Raw genomic sequence first — 22,674 nt, 5'->3', positions numbered from 1 at the left:
TCGTTATGGACGCCCCGCCCCGCCGTGTGCTGCTCATCGCGTACTACGTGCCGCCCGCCGGCGGACCGGCGGTGCAGCGTATCCTCCAGTTTACGGACCACCTGCCGCGTGCGGGATGGCAGCCGGAGGTGCTCACCGTGCGCGATGGCGCCTTCCCCAACCGCGATCCACAGTTGCTGCAACGCCTCGCGCCGTCGTTGCCCGTCCACCGCACGCGGGCGTTCGATCCGCTGGCGCTGTACGCGCGGCTCAAAGGAACCGAGGGTGGCCTGCCGGCGGGCGCGCTCGATAGCGACGGCGGCTCGTTCATGGAGCGCCTGGCCCGCTGGGTGCGCGCCAACGTCTTCATCCCCGACGCGCGCGTCGGGTGGTGGCCCTTTGCCGTACGCCGCGGACGCCAGCTGCTGCGCACCGGCCGCTTCGATGCCATCCTGACCAGCGGCGCACCGCACTCCGTCCATCTCATCGGGCATACGCTACACGCTTGTACCGGCGTGCCCTGGGTGGCCGACCTGCACGACCCGTGGACTGACATCAGCTACTACGACGACTTTCCACACACCCGCTGGGCCCGCCGCCTCGATGCGTCGCTAGAGCGCGCCGTTCTGCGCAATGCCACGGCCGTAACCACCGTTAGCCCATCGTGGGCCGACTTGTTTGCGCAGAAGGTGCCGGGCACGTATGCGGTCGTCGAAAATGGATTTGACGCTGCGGCCTTTGCGGCGCTGGAGGAGCCGGTGGCGCGCGACACATTCGTGCTCGCGCACGTCGGCAAGCTGTATGCCAGCCGCAACCCCACGGTGGTGTGGGATGCCCTCGCTGCCCTCCATGCGGACGGGGCCATCCCGAAGCTCACGCTGCGTTGCATTGGCACCGTCGCACCGGTCGTGCGGCAGGCCCTCGCCGCGCGCAACCTGCTGTCGCTGCTGGACGAACGCTCCTTCATCCCGCACGAGGAGGCCATCCGCGCGATGGCCCGCAGCGCGCTTCTGCTGCTGGCCATTGAGCCGTTTGCGCAGGCCCGTGGCATGATTACCAGCAAGCTGTACGAGTACCTGGCCAGCGGGCGTCCGGTGCTGGGCGTAGGCCCCGCCAACGGCGACGCAGCCGCGCTGCTGCATACGCTGCACGCCGGCACCATGGTAGACTGGGACGACGTGGAGGCGGCGACGGCGGCCATCAAGGCGCACTACGACGCGTGGGCCGCAGGCGCGCCGCAAGCCGGCGCGGCCTGGGACGCCATGCAGCAGCACAACCGGACGGCGCAGGCGGCCCGGATGGCAGCGGTGCTCGATGGCATCGTCCCTGTAGAACGCACAGACAGCGCCTAGGCCGCATCCCCGGTCGCCCATTGGTCGTAGGCCACGTAGAGGCCGAAGGCCGCAATGCTTCCCACCGAGACCCATACCAGTCCGTTGACAAGCCGCTCGGCCGAGGCCCCCAGATAGGCCACCAGCACAACCAGCGGCAGCGTGCCCCCACCGGTGGCCGCGAGAAACCGGGGAAAGGACATGCCCAACAAGCCCGCACCGTAGCTCACCGCATCGGTGGAGAGCGCCGGTGCCACGCGCGCCGTCACAATGGCCCACACGCCGTAGCGGCGCACCAGCCCCTCCATCCGCTCGCGGGCCGCGGCGCCCACGAGGGCATCCACCGTTACCGGCTGTAGGAGCGCGCCCAGCGTGTATGCAAGCGCCGCCGCCAGCAGCATGCCCATCCAGGCCAACAGGCCGCCCCACCAGGGGCCGTACAGCAACACCGCAGCAATCAGCGGGAGGATGGAGGGAAGCACCGCCACCACCGATTGCAAAAGCATGAGTGCCAGCAGCGCAGCCGCCCCCCACGCGCCCCACCGATGCACCCAGGCCTCCACCCGCGCCGGCCGCCCGCTGACAAGCGCCGCGTAGGCTCCGTCGACAAACGACTGAACCGATGAGAGGCCCAGGTACGCACCCAGCAGAAGAAGGAGAACCGCGACCGGAAGCATCCATCGCACATACGTCGTTTGGTCTACCATCTTCAAATTGCAGCAGTTAGCAGGCGGGCGGGTCGTCCCCCACGGCGTCCCGTGAAACATCCGCGACGATTGGTTCTTCGTGACTACGTGTTTCTACTCATCGAGCCTCGGCGCGATTGTGCCCTACGCTCGGTTCTTTCGCCTAACGAATAACGTCATGAATATTTTTCGTTTGAAGACGAGCGCGACGTGCTCCGCTATCCTCTTCGCGCTGGGCCTCCTGCTGACGGCCCCTACCGCGTACGCGCAGATGGGCGGCATGACCCCGCCGAAGCCCGCCGAAGAAGTGAGCGGCACTGAGCTGGAAGCGGTCGCGCGCGTCGTGACCGAGCTGCAGGCCTCGCGTGCGCAGATGATGCAAAAGCTGCGCAAGAAGTACGGCAACCCCGCGGAGATGGACTCCACCAAGATGAAGGAAGCCCGCATGGAGGCGCGCCGCATGCAAATGCAAAGCATGCAGCAGGCCCTGAATAAGGAAGACCAGCTGGATCGCAAGCGGTTCATGAGCATCATGATGGCCGCTCGGCAAGACAGCACGCTGGACAAGCGCCTGCGCACTACGATCCAGGAGATGCAGAAGAACAAGATGAAGCAAGGCGGCCCCATGGGGGGTAATGGCGGCGGACAGTAACGCGCTCCTCCCGCTGTGCCCACAAACCCGTAAGACAGCGTTCTTGTGGCATCGCAAAAAGAAGCCCTCCACCGGTTGCAAGTCGGCGGAGGGCTTTTCTTGTGACGTATCGCAACCGCTCAGCGGACGATGGTGAGCCGTCGGGCTGCGTGTGGCAGGTCTAGCCAGCGCATACGACGCCCGCAAGACACCAAGGGCAGCAGGGAAGGATCGTATCTCCTGCATGGCAGGTACGATACTATACCGAGCATCGAAGGGAAAGGGAGCGCCCCATGAAGGAAGCGTCGTCGCGCATTGTGCAAAGCCAGTGGGCGATTGTGCCCGCCGGGGGATGGCTGTGGCTGGGCGGCGTGATTGCCACAGCGCTTCCTCTGGTGGCGGTGTGGTTGCCGCCGTTTGTGGCACCGGAGGTGCAGGCGGTGCTTATGCGCGTGTTCCTCCCGCTGTGTCACCAGCTGCCGGCTCGGTCCATTCACTGGCACGGCGTTCAGCTTGCGGTGTGCGATCGGTGTACGGGGCTGTACACAGGCATCTTCGTGGGAGCCTGCATCGCGCCTTGGATACGCACCGGATGGCAACGGTTGGGGGCCCGGCGCGCGTCCTGGGTGCTGTTGGGCAGCGGCGCGCTGCTAGGCATCCACTGGCTGCTGCCGGTCGTTGGCGTGTGGCCGGGCACCATGCTCGGACGCTACGCTACCGGTGTTATCTTCGGCAGCGTAGCGTCGAGCTACGTGTGGCATGTGCTGGCGCCGCCCGCTAGGGCTGCAGCACCACCCGAAAGCGCGCCTCGTTGTTGATCATGCGATCGTACGCGTCGGCCGCGTCCTCCAGGTCGTAGACTTCAATCTCGGGCGCGATGCCGGTGAGCGCGCTGAAGTCGAGCGTGTCCTCCGAGTCGTCCGGCGTGCCGCTGGGCCATCCGCTGACGCTGCGCCGTCCCTGTATGAGCGCCATCGGCGAGACTTCGATGGGCTCGCCCGTAGCCGCCACGATGAGCAGCGTGCCGTCGCGTCCTACGCCGCCGGTAAGCTGCGAGATGGCCTTGCTGTTGGGCGCTGTGGCCAGAATGACGCGGGCGCCGCCCAGGGCCTGCAGGGCTTCGCTCGGATCGTGCGCCGTGGTGTCGATGAAGTGGTCGGCGCCCAATTCATGGGCCAGCTCCTCTTTGTCCGTTCCACGCGAGAGGGCGGCTACCTCCATGCCGAACATGCTTGCGTACTGCACGGCGAGGTGCCCGAGGCCGCCAATTCCTTGCACCGCCACGAGGTCGCCGGGCGAAAGGTCGGCATTGCGGAGGGCGTTGTAGGTGGTGATGCCCGCGCACAGCAGCGGCGCGGCTTCGTCGAAGGCCAGCGCGTCCGGAAGGGCCGCCACCGCTTCGGCCGGCGCCACCATGTACTCGGCGTAGCCGCCGTCGAACGAGATGCCGGTCACCTTGGCGTTCGCGCAGTTCACGAAGTCGCCCGCCCGGCAGGCATCGCATGTAAAGCAGTGGCCGCCGTGCCAGCCCACGCCTACGCGCTGCCCTTCCGACCATTGCGTGACGCCGTCCCCTACCGCGTCCACCACACCGGTTACTTCGTGGCCCGGCACCCGCGGGTACTGAATGCCTGGATACGTGCCATCCTTTACAAACGCATCGCTGTGACAGATGCCACAGGCACGCACGGCCACGCGCACCTCGCCCGCCCCCGGATCGGGAATGGGCTTTTCGACAACGGTGAGCGCGCCACCGGCTTCTTCTACTTGAACAGCTTTCATAAGACGCTGGGGGTTTGTGTTCGAACATTTGATAAGCAGTAGCCCAACGGCAGCGTATTTGCCGGCGGTCCGCGGGTCGCAAACACGTTACGAGTTTGTGCGGCTTGGCCGGCGGGTCGCGGGGCACACGTGACGGCCGTGTGGGTGTGATAACATGTAACGCAAAACGAACTATCTCCCCCAATACCATGGAAGCGCGTTCCGCCCGTAATGTGCTCGGCACCGCCCTCACGTCATGCTCCGAGGAGCCGCTGACGGGTTTTTATCGCGACGGCTGCTGCCATACCGGGCCGTCCGATCGCGGCTTGCATGTGGTATGTGCAGAGATGACCGATGCGTTTCTTGCGTTTACGAAGGCGCAGGGCAACGACCTGACCACCCCGCAGCCCGCGTTCAACTTTCCGGGGCTGCAGCCGGGCGACCGGTGGTGCGTGTGCGCGGCGCGCTGGCAAGAGGCGCTGGAGGCTGGCGTGGCGCCGCCGGTCGATCTTGCGGCCACGCACGAACGGGCGCTTGCTGTGGTCGCGCTGGAGGACCTGAAGGCCCACGCACGCAATGCTGCGGGCGACGGCTGAAAGTGCCCGGCTTTCTTTCATCGCCGACGTATTCACCAAACCAACGTACTTGTTATGGCTCTCACGGAATCTATCATGGAAGAGCTGGGGCAGACGGCCCCGGCCTTCGAACTCCCTATTGCCAATCCGTCGGTTGACGACCGCGCCGGCGACACCCGCGCGCTGTCGGATTTTGATGACGCCGAGGCGCTCGTCATCGTGTTTATGTGCAACCACTGCCCGTATGTGCAGCACATCGAAGACGCGCTGGTCGACGTTGCGCGCTCCTATCAGGCGCGTGGGGTGCAGTTTGTTGGCATCTGCTCAAACGACCCGGAGCAGTACCCGCAAGACAACTTCGAGGCGATGGCGCAGCGGGCCGAGGCGCACAACTATTCGTTCCCGTACCTCCACGATCCCACCCAAGCGGTTGCCAAGGCGTATGGCGCGGTGTGCACGCCCGACATTTTCGTGTACGATGCCGACCGGACGCTGGTGTACCGCGGGCGCTTCGACGAGACCTCGCCCAAGCGCGGCGGCGCAGCGCACGGCGGCGACCTGAAGGCGGCGCTCGACGATTTGCTGGAGACGGGCACCGTGTCTGCCGATCAGAAGCCCTCGATGGGGTGCAACATCAAGTGGGCGCCGGGGAACGCACCGGCCTAAGCAAGGCCCAGCGCGTGCGTGCGCGGGCTGCTTACCGCTTCACCCCCCAATCCTTCGTAGCTCCCATCTCCTCGCTGTATGGACTGGCTTGTCTTGCTGCCGCCGGTAGTGGCCATTGTGCTCGTGCTGTGGACGCGCCAGGTGTTTTTGGGCCTGCTAGCGGGGGTGTACCTGGGCACGACGCTGCTGGTGGGCGGCAATCCGCTGGCGGGGCTGCGCGAGATGGCAGCGCAAATTGTCGCGGTCTTTCAGTCGGAGAGCAGCACGCGCGTGTTGCTCTTTTCGCTGCTGGTGGGCAGCCTGATTGCGCTGGTGCAGGTTTCTGGCGGGGTGCGCGGCTTTATTGCGTGGACGCAGCGCCGCGGCTGGGGGCAAACGCGTCGCAGCGCCGAGTTGCTGGCTTGGTGCACCGGCGTGCTGGTGTTTGTGGAGTCGAACCTCTCGTCGCTCACCGTTGGGTCGGTTGCCCGTCCCTTCTTCGACCGGCTGAACCTGCCGCGCGAGAAGCTCGCGTACTACTGCGATGCCACGTGTGCGCCGGTGTGCATGTCGATTCCGTTTAACGGATGGGGCGCGTACGTTCTGGGGCTCATTGCGGCGCAGGGCGTCACCACCGGCGCGGTGGCGTTGCTGGCCGAGGCGCTCCTGTACAACTTCTTTGCATGGTTCGCGATCGGATTTGCTCTGGTGCTGGCCCTCACCGGGGCCGGCTTTGGGGCGATGCGCACCGCTGAAGCGCGTGCCGCCGCGGGCCAGCTCACGCGGCCCGGCAGTCAGCCCATGGTGGACGCCTCGGTGGCCGACATTGAACCGCCCGATCACGTAGACCCGCGGCCCATAGCGCTCATCGCACCGCTTGGGCTGCTGGTTGCCATGGTGCTCCTGGGGCTGTGGATTACAGGCGGTGGCTCGATCATGCAGGGCAGCGGCTCTACGGCGGTGTACTGGGGCGTAGCGGTAGCCGTGGCCGGTGCCATGGGCCTGTATGCGCTGCCGCACCCGTTCCCGCGGGGCTCCGCGACGCTTTCCATATCCACCTCGATGGAGTGGGCCGTGAAAGGCGCCTCCGGCCTGGTGCCTGTGATCCTGCTCTTGCTCCTGGCGTTTACCCTCGGCAATGTGGCCGACGCCCTGCAGATGGGCGCCTACGTGGTTTCGTTGGTGGGCAGCGGCGGGCCTACGTGGTGGGTCCCAGCGGCCGTCTACCTGGCGGGGGCCGTCATCTCGTTTACGCTGGGCTCCTCGTGGACGGCGTTTGCGCTGATGGTGCCGGTGGCGCTTCCGCTGGCTGCGGGCGTAGGGCTTCCGCCACCGCTGCTGCTGGGGGCGGTGCTGTCGGGCGGGCTGTTTGGCGATCACGCCTCGCCGCTTTCCGATACGTCGATCATCGCGTCGATGGCGTCGGCCTGCGACCACGTCGACCACGTGCGCACCCAAATGCCGTACGCCTTGTGTCAGGCGGGCGCCGCGGGGGCCGCGTTCCTCGTGGCGGGCTACCTGATGGCGTAACCCCGCCATCCAAGAAGCGACGCCGCTCTTGCGCCAAACCTCCGTGGGCGCATAGGGCAACGACTGAAGCACACGGCCGCACGCACACGGATGTTGATGCGTCCCGGCCGATGCTACGCGCCGCTGCTTCCTCCCGTGAAACATCGGCGAAACGTGCGCCCCATTGCGGCGAACGCGCAGGCAGCGGAACTCCGCTGGAGGCCCCGGCGTCGATCGGAAAAACAGTGCGCATCGTTTCGCACAGCCCCTTAATTGCCCCAAACACCCCAGACGATCATGTTCTACGACGATCCAGAATTTGCCGAAGAGCCTCTCTTCGCCGACGATCCGTTCATGGAAGACGAGTACTTTGGCGATACCGCCGAGGATGACTTCTACGACGAGGAAGATCCCTACTTCGACGACGACTACTCGTACGATGACCTCGACGAGGACTTCGACGATTACTACCTTGACGACGAATACTAAGCCCAAACCCTCCGCTTGGAAAGCCCGAGCGAAGGGTTTGGTGCGTTAGAACGCTTGAAACGCGTGCCGGTCGTCCGGCGCGCGCTCGTCAGCGGCGGGCTCACGAGCCAATGTCGCCAAACAGGTCTTGGAGTTCCCGTACGTCCTCTTCTGTCACCCGCTCTGCGGTAAACGTGCCTTCAGCAGACATCGCTTCCGGCTGGCCGGAAAAGTTGCGTAGGTCGAAGGCCTGTCCATCAAACGAAAATGACCCTTCGACCTCGTCGCTGCCGATACGCGTGAACGACATGGTGCCGCTTTGGGACCCTGCTAATGTGCTGGTTGCGGCGGTGCCGTGGTAGTACAGACCGATAAACTGCTGGTCGGTGGGGTCTGACGAAATGGTGTGGTCTCCTTCGCTTGGAAGCCCTGCGGCGTCGCGGCCAAAGGCCACGAGGAGGGTGTCCTCGGCAGATACATCGAACACGACGAGCGAAAATCCAGAGCTCTCGTCGATGGCGTTTAGGTCGGCTTCGGTTGCGAAGAAGGCGCGGCCGTCGAAGCCCACAACGTTGCTGGCGTTTCCTGAAACCGAGACCGAGCCGTCGCCCCCGGGGCCGATGCGGTCGGTGGCTTCATCTTGGGCCGAATCGCATCCGACAAGGCCGATGGCCGCGATGAGCATGAGAAAAAAGGTGTGGCGTGCGCTGCGTATAGCGGAGTGTTGCATGACCCCCTGATGGATTTGTTTGCGTGTCTGTTGCATGGTCTTGTAGCGCAACACGCCGCGTGCACCGGACATCAGCGGCGAGCGGCGGTGGCCCCGCCGCGCACATGAATCTGCACCGTGTCGCTGCCGACTATGTGCCCGCGCGGGGTGCGGCCCTGCAGGCGAATGGTGTGCGGGCCGGGGCGCAGGGTCCACGTAGCGGCGGGCCCCGACGTCGCCAGGCGTTCCCCGTCAACCGTCCAATGCACCGCGCGCAGCGAGGGGTCGACGACGCCCGCGAGGTGAATCTGTTGGTGGGCCGCGTGCAGCACGGGGTCGATCCAGTAGCGGGCGCCGTCGGGGGGATACGTGATGCGCGGGCGGGGCGGCTCCAACCCATTTGGTGAGGAGCGGCCGGGCGGCAGCGCATGGCCGTGCCGGCGCATCCAGGCATGAAACGCGGGCGGATGCACGGTAAACCGTCGGCGTGCCACAAACCGAGGCGGCGTCTGCGGGGTGGCGCGGACGCCGGTGCGCACGTCAATCGGCACGCGTCGGTGTACGGTGCAGGTGTCGGCGGGCGTGGTGCCCTGCAAAAAGACGCCCCGGCGGGTGGTGGGGCAGTGCGCGCCCGGGCGTTGTCCGCTTACCGGACAAATGGTGGCCGTTGCGATGCCAGCGGGCGTCGAGAAGGAACCGCCACTCCCCAAGGCTTTCATGATGGCGTGAAAGATGGGGCCGGCGCCCGCGACGCCACTCACGCGCTGCATGGGCGCTCCGTCAAAGTTTCCGGCCCAAACGGCCACCGTGTAGCGCGGCGTATAGCCCACCGTCCAGTTGTCGCGGTAATCTTTGGAGGTGCCGGTTTTGACGGCCACGGGGAAGGGAAGCTCCAGCGGGCTGCCGCGTCCAAATCCGGGCGCGCGGGCCGCGGGGTCCTTGAGGATGTTGGTGATGAGGAAGGCCACCGCGGGCGAGAGCCCCGTACGCGCGGGCCGCGCCAGGGCGGGGCGGAGCGTATCCCCCGAGAGGGTGCGGCGCCAGCGCTCGGCCTGCACAGCGGGCAACACGCCGCCTCGGGCCAGGCCGGCGTACGCGCGGGCCAGTTCCAGGAGTTGCACCTCGCCATTACCCAGCGTAAGGCCCACGCCGTAGGTGCGCGCCGCGCGATGGAGCGAGGCAAAGCCGAAGCGGTGCAGCAGATGCAGGAGCCGCGGTGGGCCCAGGGCGCGGGCCACACGAACGGCCGGCACGTTGTAGCTTGATGCCAGCGCCGTGCGCAACGAAACGGGCCCGTGGTACCGCTGATCGTAGTTTTCGGGATGAAACGCGCCCCCCGCTTCGGGCACCTGCAGCGGCAGGTCTTTTAGGATGGTGGCGGGCGTGTAGCGGCGCGTCGAGAGCGCCAGCGCATACAGAAACGGCTTCATGGTGCTGCCCGGCTGCCGCAGCATGCGCACGCCATCGTTTTGACCGGCCGTGCGGGCATTCCAAAAATCCGCGCTGCCCACATACGCACGGATCGCCCCCGATGCATTCTCGAGCACTACGGCGGCGGCGTTGGTGAGGTTGTAGGGCGCGAGGCGCTCAACATGCGTTTGTACGATAGCCGCCACGCGGCGCTGCAGGTGCGCGTCGAGCGTGGTGCGCAGCTCGCGGAGCGACGCATCAGCGGGCAGCCGGTCCAGGCGCCACTGCGTGAAGTGCGGCGCGCGAAACAAAGGATCGGGCGATTGGAGGTCGAGCGGGAGTGCAGCCGTGCGGGCAGCCGCGTCGGCCGAGCAGTAGCCGGCGCGTACCATCGACTGGAGCACGTGCCGCTGCCGTTCTTTGGCGCGCGCCGGGTGGCGGAACGGGTTGTAGCGGCTCGGACTTTGGGGCAGGCCCACCAGGTACGCCGCCTCGGCGCGCGTCAGGTCGCGGGCCGACTTGCCAAAATACAGCTGCGCCGCCGCTTCGATGCCGCGGGCCCGGTTGCCAAAGGACACGCGGTTGAGCCACAGCGCCAGCACGTCTCGCTTGTCAAGCCACAGCGATAGGCGGAGGGCCAGGTGCATCTCCAGCAGCTTGTCGACGATGCCGCGCTGCCTCTCGTTGCGCAGCAGGCGGGCCACCTGCATCGTGAGGGTCGAGCCGCCGCTGAGGATGGCCCCGTGGCGGAGGTCGGTCCAGGCGGCACGCAGCAGCGCCAGGGGATCGATGCCGGGGTGCCACCAGAACCGCTCGTCCTCGGTGGCTACAAGGGCCTGCACCACCGCCGGGTGCACGTCGCGCAGCGCTACCGGCGTGCCGCGGCCGTGGGGGCGCACGGTGCGCAGGAGCGAGCCGTCGCGCGCGGTGATGTGCAGCGTAAGCGCCGGCGGCGTCTGGAGGGCATCGGGGAGGGGCCAAAGCAGCGACGCCAGCCCCAGCAGCACGACCCATGCCCATCCCTTAAACGTTGACGAACGGAGGCGCATGGCGGCACAGGCAGAAGAACGAACGACAGCAACGGCCCCCGCGCGTAGATCGGGAACCGTCATGAACAAGAGAACAAAGGCGCTGCGCAAAATCCAGCGGATCCTTCGTGTTATTCGCGCGGCCGTTGACAGGACAGGAGAGAAACCATCCGTCGATGGCTCGGACTGTTCAGGGTGGTGTGCCCAAACTGCACGCGCAGCGCACCAAAACAGCAAACTCCTCTCCTGTCATCGCGAGGACTGAAGGGCCTTGGTCATGCCACTGGTGCGAAGTGAAGGACGTGGGGGCCGAAGGCCATACCACCGTTAGGGCGGAAGGCCATAGCTGCGATGAAATCGCCCGGTACGAAGAAGAACGCCCCATTGCAAAGGACGCCCGCGCAGCAGGAGCGTACGGTTCGCCCCCAAACACCAAACGCCCACCCGCAGCAGCGGACAGGCGTTTGTGTATTTACAACAGGTACTGCGCAAACGTCGGTCAGGCCTCATCGCCGGAAGCCATCAATCCTCTTGGAATGGAGGCAAGACTTCCGACCAGGACGAGACGGGAAGGTAGAAAACCGGGGCCGTCGTATGTGTTTCAATCCTCTTGGAATGGAGGCAAGACTTCCGACAGGCTCTTGATCTTCCGCAGGTCGGATTAGATTCCAACCTGTTTCAATCCTCTTGGAATGGAGGCAAGACTTCCGACGAGGGTCAAGACGGAAACGTCTTGGCGGTCGTCGAGGCGTTTCAATCCTCTTGGAATGGAGGCAAGACTTCCGACAAGCAGAAAGACTTGCGTTTAAAGAAGGACATGAGTTATACGTTTCAATCCTCTTGGAATGGAGGCAAGACTTCCGACGGTACCTGAAGGAGAGGTGAATACCGGTGCGAAAGGCAGCGGTTGCGGCCGCTGCAGGCCGTTGGTCGTAGCACGGAGGCGTCATTTCTGCAGACCCTGTGCTAGCATGCGCTTGCTTCATGGCTTTTGGTGAAGCCATCGTGAAGGCATTTTGCGCAACCCTATGTAAAAGAACATCTTATGCGTGTGCCGCAGACCCCCCGCCTTGAGCGGACATTTTAGGTCTGCAGCGCGCGTTGAATTCAATGACGTAGCACTGATTTCAACCTCACGCAATTGCAGGGTATATAAGCGGCTGGAGAATGTCAAGTGCCGCGGCCCGCTTTTTTTGCGGTGGGCTAGCGCGGAGGGTTGCCCGGCTGGGGAGATTGCGCTTTCAAGCATGACCCAAGGGCCCCCACGTCGCTCCGCTCCTCGCAATGACAACAATGGTTGATGAAAGATGAAGCGTTGATAGTTCAGATGGCCGTTTGGGGTGGTTCGCCCATCTGCACGCGCAACGCAACAGAGCAGCAAAAAGCAATATGTCATCGCGAGGAACGACCAGAGGGAATAACGCGGGGGCCGAAGGTCATATCTATGATGGGGCCGGAGGTCATGCCTGTGGTGAGATCTCCATGTACGGAGCGTAACGCTCCACTGCGGAGATTGCCACGTCGCTCCGCTCCTCGCAATGACAACAGTGGTTGATGAAAAATGGAGCGTTGATGGTTCAAATGGCCGTCCGGGGTGGTGTGCCCATATGCACGCCCAACGTGTCAAAGCAGCAAAAACTGATGTGTCATCGCGAGGCGCGAGCGGCAGTGAGCAACGTGGCGATCTCCGTGTACAGGCAGAAACGCCTTGTTGCGGAGATTGCCACGCTCACTGCGTTCGCTCGCAATGACAATAGTGGTTGATGAAAAATAGAGCGTTGATGGTTCAGATGGCCGTTCGGGGTGGTCTGCCCATCTGCACGCCCAACGCATCAAAGCAGCAAATTCCTCCCTTGTCATTGCGAGGAATGAGCGCATGCGAATGACCTGGCAATCTCCCCGTATGAAGAAGAACGCCCCATTGCGGAAATTGCACCTTCCGGGACGCCCCAGCAGTTCCCGCTGCCGAACGACGTGATGGTCCCCTCTTCCTGCCGGGTATGTTCCCCGTAAGAGGGGGAGCGGCTGGTAAGCTGGGGGAGGCAAATGGTGCGGAGCTTAGTTCAAGTGACTGTTCGGGCTGGTGTGCCCCTCTGCACGCGCAGCGCAAAAAAGCGCCCTCCGGTGCACTCCAAGGCATTTGCGCTTGCGCTGCCGTAGGCCGCGGCGGCGCGCGAAAGAAACAAAATGACGCTTTCGCAGTTATCCTACAGCTATTTGCAGCACCCCCAATCGTATTCAACACATACGTCTTACAGTCTCTATGCCGGCTACAGCCAAAGCGATCCCGCTTGACGACTTGTCTGAGGAGGTGCAGCTCTCGCGCCAGACCATCGCCCGGTGGATTGATCGTCACCTCATTGATGCCGAGTTGTACTGGACGCTCAATGAGAACAACGAAGAGATTCGGATGATCAAGATTACGGACCAGGCCAAGGACTACCTGGTTTCGTTTGCGGCCGATTACCGTGAGGACGTGGTGAGCCGCACCGACGCCCGCCAAATCCTGAAGCAGATCGATCGGAAGAAGATCAAGAAGCTGATTCGGGCGGGCGACGTGAAGGATGTGGAGGTCGACGAGGAAACCCGCATCGTGGTGGGCAGCATCGAGGATTACCTGATGGCCCGCGAGCGGGGCGAAACGGAAGACTAGGCTGGGTTTGAAAAATCAACGCGAGCGCGAGCCCGTGGGGAAGCCGTAGGTGCACGGCGTTCGAAGCAGCTGTAGCGGGACTACCGCGACGCAGCACAACGCAGCAGCGGCTGTCCAACCGGGCGTAGTCCGCGGAGGGGTTCCAACCAGCCTCACGCCGCCTACTCAGGGGCGCGCTGCTCCACCGCATCTTCTGCGGTGCGCTCCGACTGCCCCACGTAGTTGTAGGAAGCGGCCAGCCCCACCGCAAACAACGCAGCGGCAATGCCTAGCACCACGCTTGCGTAGCGCGGACCGGCCAGGGCCAGCCGAATCATGACGGTGGCGGCCGCAAAGCCCGAGTTGCGAAAGACCACGTGGTAGGTGGTGCTGTAGCGCAGCGAGATGAGCACAATCAGGATGTCGCTGAAGATGAGCACCGTGTAGAAGTCATCGAAGACCGGGATGGGCGCTTGCCCAAGGGCCACGCTCACGATGGTGCCCACGCAGAGGCCCGTGAGCGTCAGAAGCAGCATAAGCGCCAGGCCCTTTTTGGCTGTTACAAACTGGCGCTCTGCAGCGGGCGACGGTGTGATGCGGCGATGCTTCTGGAGCCGGTAGTACGCGCCCACCAGTGCGAAAATGACGAGGGCGCCGCTTGCATCGGTCATGAGGAGCAACACCGCATCGCGCGCTTCGGTGTTTTCAAACGTCCACCGGATGGGTTCGCTGAAGTGAATCAGCTCCTTGAACGACTCGCGCAGGAGAATCAGCGAAAACACTTCAAACTGCTTGCCCAGCGACCCGGCCACCGAGTCGGCCAGGCCCAGCACCAGCTCTACAATTTCGACGATCAGGTAGAGCGTAAAGGCGACGTCGATGGCATAGAAGTGGCTGGTGGGAAGCTGTGGGAGCCCGGCCGGCCACAGGCCCTGGCGTTGCAGCTCGATGCCAATGAGGGCCGCGAAGAAGCTCCCAATCATGACGTTGGTCACCCAGCGCCGCCCCACGGGAGCGCTCCACGTATGCTCGATGGCATCGAACAGGGCGTTAATCCACGACGTTAGCATCAGCCTGGTGAAGCTTCACGAAAAGAGGCGCGTTAGGGATTGTCTACGAATGGCACTGCCTATGCGCTCCGAACGCGATGTCACGTTATGGATTCATCTGCCGCAGCCACACGTGAGACGTCCGATAGTCAAGGGCTCAGGCCCCAGCGTCTGTTGACAGCGCTTCGGCGCATCTTTCAACTGAGTCGCCCGTACCGGGGACGGCTCTACGCGGCGCTCGCGCTGGTAGCGGTGGGTTCGTTGGTAGCCCTGGCGGTGCCGCTGGGGCTGCGGGCCTTGCTGAACGCCGTCTTCCAGGAGGGCAACCGGGCGCTGCTCAACCGGCTTACGCTGGGGCTTGTGGTGCTCTTCCTGGCGCAGGCGCTGCTCTCGTTTGGCGGCAACTACAACCTCGCGTGGGTAGGCGAGCGCGTCGTGGCCGACTTGCGGCAGCGGGTGTACCGGCACCTGCACCGCCTCGATCTCCGCTTTTTCGCCAATCACCGCACCGGCGACCTCACCTCGCGCCTGACCAACGACGTGGGCGCGGTGCGCGATGCCGTGACGCAGGCCCTGGCCGAGCTCCTTACGCAGTCGCTCTCGCTCGTGGGCTCGGTGGTGCTCATGGTGGTGCTCAACTGGCGCCTGAGCCTCATCATCTTCGTGGTGGTGCCGTTGGTGACGGGCCTCGCCATCTATTTCGGCCGGAAGATTCGCGCGCTGGCCCGGCGCATTCAGGACCGCCTCGCAGATACCACGGCCATCGCGGAGGAGGCGCTGGCGGCCATCCGCATGGTGAAGGCATTTGGCCGCGATGCGCACGAGGTAGAGCGTTACAATACGGCGGTAGACGAGCTGTTTGGGGAAGCCCGGCGTCGGGTGCTGCTCTCCTCAGCGTTTAGCGCGGGCGTGGGGCTGCTGTTCTTTGGGGCGCTGGTGGCCATCTTCTGGTACGGCGGCACCGAGGTGCTGAACGGACGCCTGACGGCCGGCGACCTGGTGGCATTTATCTTCTACGCCTTCAACATTGCGCGCAGCGTGGGCGGTCTTTCGCGGCTCTACACGACGTTCAACAGCGCGGCCGGCGCCACCGAGCGGCTGTTTGGGTTGCTGGACACCGCGCCCGCCATCACCGAGGCGCCGGATGCCGAGGTCCTCACGCATGTGCGCGGCGCCGTGCGGTTTGAGAACGTGACGTTTGGGTACGCACCCGAGCAGCCGGTGCTGCGAGACATCACCCTGGAGGTGGCCCCCGGCACGACGCTCGCGCTGGTTGGGCCGAGTGGCGCCGGCAAAACGACGCTCCTCAGCCTCATCCCCCGGCTGTACGACCCGCAGGCCGGGCGCGTGTGCATCGACGGCTACGATGTGCGCACCGTCACGCGGCAGAGCCTGCGGCAGCACATCGCGATGGTGTCGCAAGACATCCACCTGTTCAACGCAAGCATCCGCGCAAACATCCGCTACGGGCGGCTGGAGGCCTCCGATGCGGCGGTGGAGCGGGCAGCGCGCGCGGCCAACGCGCACGATTTCATCCGGGCCCTGCCGGCGGGCTACGACGCGGCAGTGGGCGAGCGCGGCGTAAAGCTCTCGGGCGGCCAGCGGCAACGCATCGCCATTGCGCGGGCCCTGTTGCGGGATGCACCGCTGCTCCTGCTCGACGAAGCCACCTCCTCGCTCGACTCGACCTCGGAGGCCCTCGTGCAAGAAGCGCTGGCGCGCCTGATGGAGCACCGCACCACCTTCATCATTGCGCACCGCCTCTCCACCGTGCAAGATGCCGACCGCCTCGTGGTGATGGACGAAGGGCGCATCGTGCAAACCGGCACCCATCGCACGCTGGCGGCCCAAGACGGCCTGTACCGCACGCTGGCCGCGCATCAATTCGACCTTGCAGCCTAACGGCCTTACGCCGCGTCGGCCGCGGCCTGTATGTGTTCGCGTTGCGCCTCGGAGAGCGATGTGGGGATGCGGACGTCGACCTCCACGTACAAGTCGCCGGTGCTATCTTCGGTCTGGATGCCTTGCCCCCTCAGGCGAAGCTTCTCGCCGGGCTGCGTGCCGGCCGGAATGTTTACCTTGATGTGCTGGCCGTACGGCGTGGGGATGCGCGCCTCGGTGCCCAGGAGCGCGTCGAAGGCCGAGATGGACGCCGTGTGATACACGTCGTCGCCCTTCCGGGTAAACTGGGGATGATCGCCCACCTCGAAGGTGACGTACAGGTCGCCGCGCTGGCCGGAGGGGCCGCGTTGGCCGCGTCCGCGCAGGCGAATCTTGAAGCCGTTGCGCACGCCCTTGGGCACGTTGATGCGCACGGTCTCGCCGGTGGGCAGCTCCACTTGCTTGCGGCCGCCGCGCAGCGCCTCTTGAAACGACAGGCGCAGGCGCGTCTCTACGTCTTGCCCGCGTTGTTGCCCGCGCTGGCGCTGCTGGAAGGGGCCGCCGCCGCGATTTTGCTGGCGCGCGCCGAAGAAGCTCTCAAAGATGTCGCCCAGCCCGCCGGGCGCGCCCCCCCGGCCGCCAAAGAAGTCGTCCTGGTTAAAGCGCACCTCCGGGCCCCCGCGGCCCCCGAAGCCGCCGTTGCCAAAGCCGCCCGCGCCACCAAACTTCCGCTGGGTGTCGTACTGGCGCCGCTTCTCCTCGTCCGAAAGCACCGCGTAGGCTTCTTGAATTTCTTTGAAGCGCTCCTCCGCATTCGTATTGTCGGGGTTGCGGTCCGGATGGTGCTTGCGTGCGAGTGTGCGGTATGCTTTCTTGATCTCGCGGGCGCTTGCGTCTTCACTGACGCCCAGAATGTCGTAGTAGTCTTTTGTTTGCGGCATATCGGGTGCGACACGCCTTCAATGAGCAGCGCAGGTGAACACATCCTGCCATGGCAGGATACATGCGACGATTGGGCAGCCCAGGGCCGCAACAGGTGGGCCATCGGCTGCATACGCCGCATACAGCCGTAGTTACATAATTCATGCCACGACGTAAGATCCAGACGAAATGACGGACGCTTCGCTCCCCGAGCCTATCAATAAAGTGCTGATTGCCAACCGCGGCGAGATTGCCGTACGCGTCATGCGCACGTGTCAGGAGATGGGGCTGGCCACGGTGGCGGTGTACAGCGCCCCCGACCGCCGCGCGCCCCACGTGCGGCTGGCCGATGAGGCCTACGCCATTGGGCCGGCCGAGGCTAATGCCTCGTATCTCGATCAGGAGAAAATCCTGGGCGTGGCCCGGCAGAGCGGCGCCGATGCCATTCATCCGGGCTACGGCTTCCTCTCGGAAAATGCCGACTTTGCGGCGGCGTGCGCCGCGGCGGGTGTGCGGTTCATTGGGCCGTCGCCCGAGGCAATTCGGGCCATGGGCGACAAAACGGCGGCCCGCGAGCTCATGCAGCAGGCCGGTGTGCCAATGGCGCCGGGTACCACCGATGCCGTGGCGGATGCCACCGAAGGCGCGGCCGTGGCTGAAGACATCGGCTACCCGGTGCTGATTAAAGCGGCCGCGGGCGGGGGCGGCAAGGGCATGCGCATTGTGCACAGCCCCGACAATTTTGCGCGGGCGATGGAGATGGCGCAGTCGGAGGCGGAGGGCGCGTTTGGCGACGGCCGCGTGTTTATCGAGAAGTACATCCAGCAGCCCCGCCACATCGAGTTCCAGATTGTGGCCGACGCGCACGGCAACACCGTGCACCTGTTTGAGCGCGAGTGCTCCATTCAGCGCCGCCACCAAAAGGTGATCGAGGAGGCGCCGTCGTCGGTGCTTACGCCCGAGGTGCGCGCCGAGATGGGCGCAGCGGCCATTGCGGCGGCCGAGGCGGTCGACTACGTGAACGCCGGTACCGTCGAATTTCTGGTGGACGCCGATCTCAACTTCTACTTTATGGAGATGAACACGCGGCTGCAGGTGGAGCATCCGGTGACGGAGTGGATTACGGGCATCGACCTGGTGGCCGAGCAGCTGCGCGTGGCGCAGGGGGCGCCGCTCTCGTTTTCGCAGGACGAGCTGACGATGAACGGGCATGCCATCGAGAGCCGCGTGTATGCCGAAGACCCGGCCGCGGGGTTTCTGCCCGACCCGGGGCCGCTGACGCGCCATGCGCCGCCGTCGGGCCTGGGCGTGCGCGTGGATGCGGGCGTGGAGGAGGGCGGCGAGGTGCTCATCCACTACGATCCGATGATCTCGAAGCTCACCACCTGGGCCCCCACGCGCCAGGGCGCCATCGACCGGATGGTGCGGGCGCTCGACGAGTACGAGGTGGCGGGCGTGACGACCACCATCCCCTTCTGCCGCTTTGCCATGCAGCACGAGGCCTTCCGCACGGGCACCTTCTCAACCCACTTCGTGGACGACCACTTTACGCCCGAGGCGCTGCACGTAGACAGCGCGGCCCGCGACCGCCTCGCGGCCATCGCGGCGACGCTGTACTACGCCGAGACCACCGCAGACGACCCGTCGCTTGCCCCCAACGGCGCCTCGCCGGCGCGCGCCTCGGCCTGGCGCCAGCGCCGCCGCCTGTAGCCTCCCTCTCCTAACGCTGTGCTCCCGTGCTGTACGCCCTTCGCGAAGGACTTGCCAGCTTCCGCCGCGCCAAGTTTGCGGCGTTTGCGTCGACCAGTGCCATGACGGTCGCGCTTGTGCTCATTGGCCTCTTTGGGTTGGTGGGCCTCGAAGCGCAGCGCCTCTCGGCCTGGATGCGCCAGCGCGTGGGCGTGATGGAGGTGTTCGTGGAGGAGGACGCGAGCCAGACGCAGGCCTACGCGCTGCATGCCCGCCTGCAAACCCTGACGGCTATTGACTCCACCACCTTCGTGTCGCAGCAGGAGGCGCAGCAAATTTTTCAGCGCGAATTTGGCGAGGGAAGTGACATTTTTGCAGACACGCCGTTTCTGCCGGCGTCGGTGCGGCTGTACCTAAAGCCCGCCTATGTGCATCCCGACAGCCTCGGACAACTCGCGGGCCGCGTGCGCATCTGGCAGCACGTAGACGACGTCGTGTTCAATCAGCCGCTGCTGGTTAAGGTGCAGTCGAACCTGCGGCTCGTAACCACAGGCATCATCGTCCTCGGACTCATCGTGGTGCTGGCTGCTATCTTCTTGGTCGCTAACACCATTCGGCTCACCATCTACGCGCGGCGGCTCCTCATTCGCACCATGAAGCTGGTTGGCGCCACCGACGCGTTCATCCGTCGGCCGTTTTTGGTGGAAGGGGTGCTGCAGGGCCTCATCGCCGGAAGCATCGCGGCAGGCATTGTGGGCGGGTGCTACCGGCTGCTGCTTACGTACCTGCCACAGCTTGCCGCGGCCGCCGATCCGCGCACGCTGTGGGTGCTGGTGGGCGGCGTAGTAACCACCGGGGTGGTGCTGGGCTGGCTGGGCTCGTGGATTGCCGTGCGCCGCTTCATCCGAACCATCCACGTGCATTGACGCGCCATGAGCCAACCGCCCGCTATTGACGTTGAGGCCCTCCGCGACGTGCTGGGATGCGCGCCATCGAACCGCGCGCTCTACCGCCGCGCCCTCACGCACCGATCGGTGCTGCGCGGGGCCGCCCAGGCCGATGCTACCGCCTCGAACGAGCGCCTGGAGTTTTTGGGCGACGCGCTGCTCGACGTCATTGTAGGGGAGGCGCTCTACCATCGCTTTCCGGAGCGAACCGAAGGCTTCCTCACGCGCATGCGGGCGAAGCTCGTCAGCGGAACGGCGCTCGCGCAGTACGCCCGGCGCCTCAACCTTGGGGCGCTGCTGCGCGTGAGCGCGAATGCGGAAGCGGGCGGCGTGCGCGAGAGCGACGCGGTGCTGGCCGATGCCTTCGAGGCGCTGGTGGGCGCGCTGTACCTCGATCAGGGCTTTGCGGCCACCGAGCAGTTCGTGCAAACGCGCCTGCTGGCAACGGTCGACTGGGACGCCCTCACCCGGCGCGCGACCAACTACAAGAGCGCGCTGCAAGAGCACCTGCAGGCGCAGGGGCAGCCGCTGCCTACCTACACGCTGAAGGCCACGCAGGGGCCGAGCCACGACCTCACCTTTACGGTCGAGGTGCGCATCGACGGCGCGGTGCGGGGCACGGGCACCGCCGGAAGTAAAAAACAGGCCGAACAGCGCGCGGCCCGCGCGGCCCTTCGCACCCTAACCGACGACACGTGATGGATACGCACCACCTGCAGGTTGCGCGCACCGCCCGCTACCACGTGTGGGGCACGCCGGCCGACGCATCGGAATGGTGGATCGTGCTGCACGGCTACGGCCAACGCGCCAAGTCCTTCTTGGAAGCGTTTGCCCCCATTGCCACCCCACAGCGCGCGCTCATCGCTCCGGAGGCGCTCTCCCGCTTTTACACCGACGCCCTCACCGAGCACAACCGCGTGGGGGCGTCGTGGATGACAAAGGCCGATCGTACCCACGAAATTGCGGACTACATCGGCTACCTGGATGCCCTGGTGGCCCACATCGGACCGCCGCCCGCGCTGCATGTGCTGGGCTTCTCGCAAGGCGCGGCCACCGCGAGCCGTTGGGCCGTGCACGGCGCGCCGCCGGTGGACCGCCTGATGCTGTGGGGCGGCACCGTCGCGCATGACCTGGACGTGGATGCGCACCGCGCGGCCCTGGCCGGCATGCGCCTCACGCTCATCGCGGGCCGCGAGGACCCGTACGTCACGCCCAGCCGCTGGCAAGAAGCCGGCGACCGTCTGCGCGCGGCCGGCGTCCCGTTTACCACGCATCGCTTCGACGGCGGCCACGCCCTAAACGGCGCCACGCTCCGGCGGCTGGCCAGGACGATCGCATGAGTGGTCGTGAATCCGCCCTGTGCGCTTCAAAGATGGCCCTTGTTTCCGGGACATGTTGTCGTCGCCTTGCAGATCACTCTTGAATGGCGGTAGCACGAATATGCACGATTAATGCAACGGCCCTGGACATCTTCGGAAAGGGGGCCTTTGGTGCAATCTCCGCAATGGGGCGCTCCTGCCCATACATGGAGATCGCCACGTCACTCCCTACGGTCGTTCCTCGCGATGACAAGGAGGACGCTGCTTTTTTGTGCGTTGGGCGTGCAGTTGGTCAAGCCCACCGGAAGAGCCATCTGAACCATTCACGTATCATCCCTGCATTTCACCCCTCTTGTCATTGCGAGCGAACGGAGTGAGCGCGGAGGCCTTTAGGTTATCCCGGAGGGGAGGCCGAAGGTCATGCTGGAAGTGAGGCCTTTAGGTCATCCCGCAGGAGCAATCTCCACAAGCGAGCAAAAACCCGCCACACATTGCAATCAGCGAGACGTACGGACGGAACCATTGCATGCGTCATCGTGAATCCGCCCTGAGCGATTCAACGTCGGCTCCTGCTTCCGAGGCATGTCGTCGTCACTTTGCAAACCTCTCTTGAGCGGCGTCAGCGCGAACCAGCAAGATTGACGCGATTGTACCGGGTGGCTGGCAGACGAGGTGCCGTAACCTATCGCCGGCCACGCGCGTTTGTCCGTTGCACCGGCGCTTTTGCGCAAGTAACCATGCAGGCTCATCACCCATTCATCCAAGCAGTAGATGCCATGAAGCTTCAAGAGTTCATCGATCAGAACCAGGACACGGAGGGCGGACCGGCCTTCCAGCTGGAAAACAGCAAGCTCCTCGACATCACCGTCAATGGCGAGGTGTGGATCAAAACCGGGGCGATGGTTGCCTACACCGGCAACGTCTCCTTCGAGAAGAAAACCAGCGGCGGCATTACCGGCTGGCTCAAGCAGGCGGCGACCGGCGAGGGCGCCAACACAATGGTGGCCTCGGGCCAGGGCCACGTGTACGCAGCCGACGGCGGCAAAAACATTCATGTGCTGGAGCTGGGCGCCGGCGAGTCCATCTCCATCAACGGCAACGACGTGCTGGCGTACGCTTCGAGCGTAGAGGCCGACATCAAGATGATGAAAAAGATCGCGTCGCGCGCCAGCGGCGGGCTGTTTAACGTGCACCTGACGGGCCCCGGATTTATCGCGTTCACGACGCATGGCAGCCCCGTCGTGCTCGATACGCCGGTGCGCACCGATCCGGATGCCACCGTAGCCTGGAGTTCCAACACGCCGCCCAGCTTTACCACCGACATTGGCTGGAAGTCGATGATTGGGCGCTCCTCGGGGGAAGAATACCAGATGGACTTCAACCAGTCGGGCGGCTTCGTGGTTGTGCAGCCCTACGAAGAAATAGGGCCGCAGGCCTAAGGCGGTAACCCGCAGGGCGGCTGCGGGCTGATTGGAGTTTTGGAGTTGTGCGTGCGGGGTCGCCC

The 22,674-nt window shown here is 65.0% G+C and carries 20 protein-coding genes and 1 CRISPR repeat array; of the genes, 14 read left to right on the top strand and 6 right to left on the bottom strand.

Features of this window, described 5'->3' with window-relative positions:
* The first annotated feature begins 5 nt into the window (after positions 1-5).
* Positions 6-1,331: a glycosyltransferase gene (locus tag SALLO_RS0107975; RefSeq protein ID WP_022835784.1), complete on the top strand. Its 1,326-nt coding sequence runs from the start codon at positions 6-8 to the stop codon at positions 1,329-1,331.
* Here the strand turns inward: SALLO_RS0107975 and SALLO_RS16070 are convergent.
* Positions 1,328-2,017 (bottom strand): TVP38/TMEM64 family protein, encoded by a 690-nt coding sequence (locus SALLO_RS16070; protein WP_051141336.1) that lies wholly within the window; start codon positions 2,015-2,017, stop codon positions 1,328-1,330. The two genes, SALLO_RS0107975 and SALLO_RS16070, sit on opposite strands and share 4 nt — an antisense overlap.
* 157 nt (positions 2,018-2,174) lie before the next feature.
* Between SALLO_RS16070 and SALLO_RS0107965 the strand changes: the two genes are divergently transcribed.
* Entirely contained in the window at positions 2,175-2,648 is a 474-nt protein-coding gene (locus tag SALLO_RS0107965; protein ID WP_022835782.1) for a DUF4168 domain-containing protein, read from the top strand.
* 272 nt (positions 2,649-2,920) lie between these two features.
* Complete coding sequence (locus SALLO_RS0107960; RefSeq protein WP_022835781.1) at positions 2,921-3,445, top strand: DUF2085 domain-containing protein; 525 nt, start codon at positions 2,921-2,923, stop codon at positions 3,443-3,445.
* On the opposite strand, the gene SALLO_RS0107955 is transcribed toward SALLO_RS0107960, so the two are convergent.
* Positions 3,405-4,409, bottom strand: coding sequence for an alcohol dehydrogenase (locus SALLO_RS0107955; RefSeq protein WP_022835780.1), 1,005 nt, complete (start codon positions 4,407-4,409; stop codon positions 3,405-3,407). The two genes, SALLO_RS0107960 and SALLO_RS0107955, sit on opposite strands and share 41 nt — an antisense overlap.
* A 188-nt stretch (positions 4,410-4,597) precedes the next feature.
* Here SALLO_RS0107955 and SALLO_RS0107950 point away from each other — a divergent pair, with 188 nt between their 5' ends.
* The 4 genes from SALLO_RS0107950 (at position 4,598) to SALLO_RS16065 (ending at position 7,606) form a co-directional block, all read left to right on the top strand.
* A complete protein-coding gene (locus SALLO_RS0107950) occupies positions 4,598-4,984 on the top strand; it encodes a DUF2237 family protein (RefSeq protein WP_022835779.1) in 387 nt (128 codons plus the stop codon).
* Positions 4,985-5,038: 54 nt separating this feature from the next.
* On the top strand, positions 5,039-5,629 hold the full coding sequence (locus SALLO_RS0107945) for a thioredoxin family protein (protein WP_028567038.1): 591 nt from the start codon (positions 5,039-5,041) through the stop codon (positions 5,627-5,629).
* A gap of 78 nt (positions 5,630-5,707) precedes the next feature.
* The gene (locus SALLO_RS0107940; protein WP_022835777.1) at positions 5,708-7,138 is read left to right on the top strand and encodes a Na+/H+ antiporter NhaC family protein; all 1,431 of its coding nucleotides are present in this window, start codon (positions 5,708-5,710) and stop codon (positions 7,136-7,138) included.
* Positions 7,139-7,414: 276 nt separating this feature from the next.
* Positions 7,415-7,606 carry a hypothetical protein gene (locus SALLO_RS16065; protein WP_022835776.1) on the top strand — a complete coding sequence of 64 codons (192 nt, stop codon included), beginning with the start codon at positions 7,415-7,417 and terminating at the stop codon, positions 7,604-7,606.
* 100 nt (positions 7,607-7,706) lie between these two features.
* Here the strand turns inward: SALLO_RS16065 and SALLO_RS0107930 are convergent, their stop codons facing one another.
* Complete coding sequence (locus SALLO_RS0107930) at positions 7,707-8,315, bottom strand: hypothetical protein (protein WP_157621337.1); 609 nt, start codon at positions 8,313-8,315, stop codon at positions 7,707-7,709.
* A 71-nt stretch (positions 8,316-8,386) separates the two neighbouring features.
* Positions 8,387-10,816, bottom strand: coding sequence for a penicillin-binding protein 1C (pbpC, locus tag SALLO_RS16060; protein WP_084696217.1), 2,430 nt, complete (start codon positions 10,814-10,816; stop codon positions 8,387-8,389).
* A 435-nt stretch (positions 10,817-11,251) separates the two neighbouring features.
* Positions 11,252-11,597: direct repeats of the CRISPR family, unit length 37 nt; unit sequence GTTTCAATCCTCTTGGAATGGAGGCAAGACTTCCGAC.
* A 1,398-nt stretch (positions 11,598-12,995) separates the two neighbouring features.
* Between pbpC and SALLO_RS0107915 the strand changes: the two genes are divergently transcribed.
* Entirely contained in the window at positions 12,996-13,385 is a 390-nt protein-coding gene (locus SALLO_RS0107915) for a hypothetical protein (protein WP_022835773.1), read from the top strand.
* A 161-nt stretch (positions 13,386-13,546) separates the two neighbouring features.
* On the opposite strand, the gene SALLO_RS0107910 is transcribed toward SALLO_RS0107915, so the two are convergent.
* On the bottom strand, positions 13,547-14,434 hold the full coding sequence (locus SALLO_RS0107910) for a hypothetical protein (protein ID WP_022835772.1): 888 nt from the start codon (positions 14,432-14,434) through the stop codon (positions 13,547-13,549).
* A gap of 87 nt (positions 14,435-14,521) precedes the next feature.
* Between SALLO_RS0107910 and SALLO_RS0107905 the strand changes: the two genes are divergently transcribed.
* Positions 14,522-16,315 (top strand): ABC transporter ATP-binding protein, encoded by a 1,794-nt coding sequence (locus SALLO_RS0107905; protein ID WP_022835771.1) that lies wholly within the window; start codon positions 14,522-14,524, stop codon positions 16,313-16,315.
* 5 nt (positions 16,316-16,320) lie between these two features.
* Here the strand turns inward: SALLO_RS0107905 and SALLO_RS0107900 are convergent, their stop codons facing one another.
* Positions 16,321-17,235: a DnaJ C-terminal domain-containing protein gene (locus SALLO_RS0107900; protein WP_022835770.1), complete on the bottom strand. Its 915-nt coding sequence runs from the start codon at positions 17,233-17,235 to the stop codon at positions 16,321-16,323.
* A gap of 169 nt (positions 17,236-17,404) precedes the next feature.
* Between SALLO_RS0107900 and accC the strand changes: the two genes are divergently transcribed.
* The 5 genes from accC (at position 17,405) to SALLO_RS0107875 (ending at position 22,609) form a co-directional block, all read left to right on the top strand.
* Complete coding sequence (gene accC, locus SALLO_RS0107895; RefSeq protein ID WP_022835769.1) at positions 17,405-18,925, top strand: acetyl-CoA carboxylase biotin carboxylase subunit; 1,521 nt, start codon at positions 17,405-17,407, stop codon at positions 18,923-18,925.
* A 26-nt stretch (positions 18,926-18,951) separates the two neighbouring features.
* A complete protein-coding gene (locus SALLO_RS0107890) occupies positions 18,952-19,830 on the top strand; it encodes a cell division protein FtsX (protein ID WP_022835768.1) in 879 nt (292 codons plus the stop codon).
* A 6-nt stretch (positions 19,831-19,836) separates the two neighbouring features.
* Entirely contained in the window at positions 19,837-20,550 is a 714-nt protein-coding gene (rnc, locus tag SALLO_RS16055) for a ribonuclease III (RefSeq protein WP_022835767.1), read from the top strand.
* Positions 20,550-21,191, top strand: coding sequence for an alpha/beta hydrolase (locus SALLO_RS0107880; RefSeq protein WP_022835766.1), 642 nt, complete (start codon positions 20,550-20,552; stop codon positions 21,189-21,191). The genes rnc and SALLO_RS0107880 overlap by 1 nt, the downstream gene beginning before the upstream one ends.
* A 755-nt stretch (positions 21,192-21,946) precedes the next feature.
* Positions 21,947-22,609, top strand: coding sequence for an AIM24 family protein (locus SALLO_RS0107875; protein WP_022835765.1), 663 nt, complete (start codon positions 21,947-21,949; stop codon positions 22,607-22,609).
* Positions 22,610-22,674 lie beyond the last annotated feature (65 nt).

This window comes from Salisaeta longa DSM 21114 (assembly GCF_000419585.1).
Classification (GTDB): Bacteria; Bacteroidota; Rhodothermia; order Rhodothermales; family Salinibacteraceae; genus Salisaeta; species Salisaeta longa.
The sequence above is the reverse complement of the archived record's forward strand: the minus strand, read 5'-3'. Positions and strand labels throughout refer to the sequence as shown.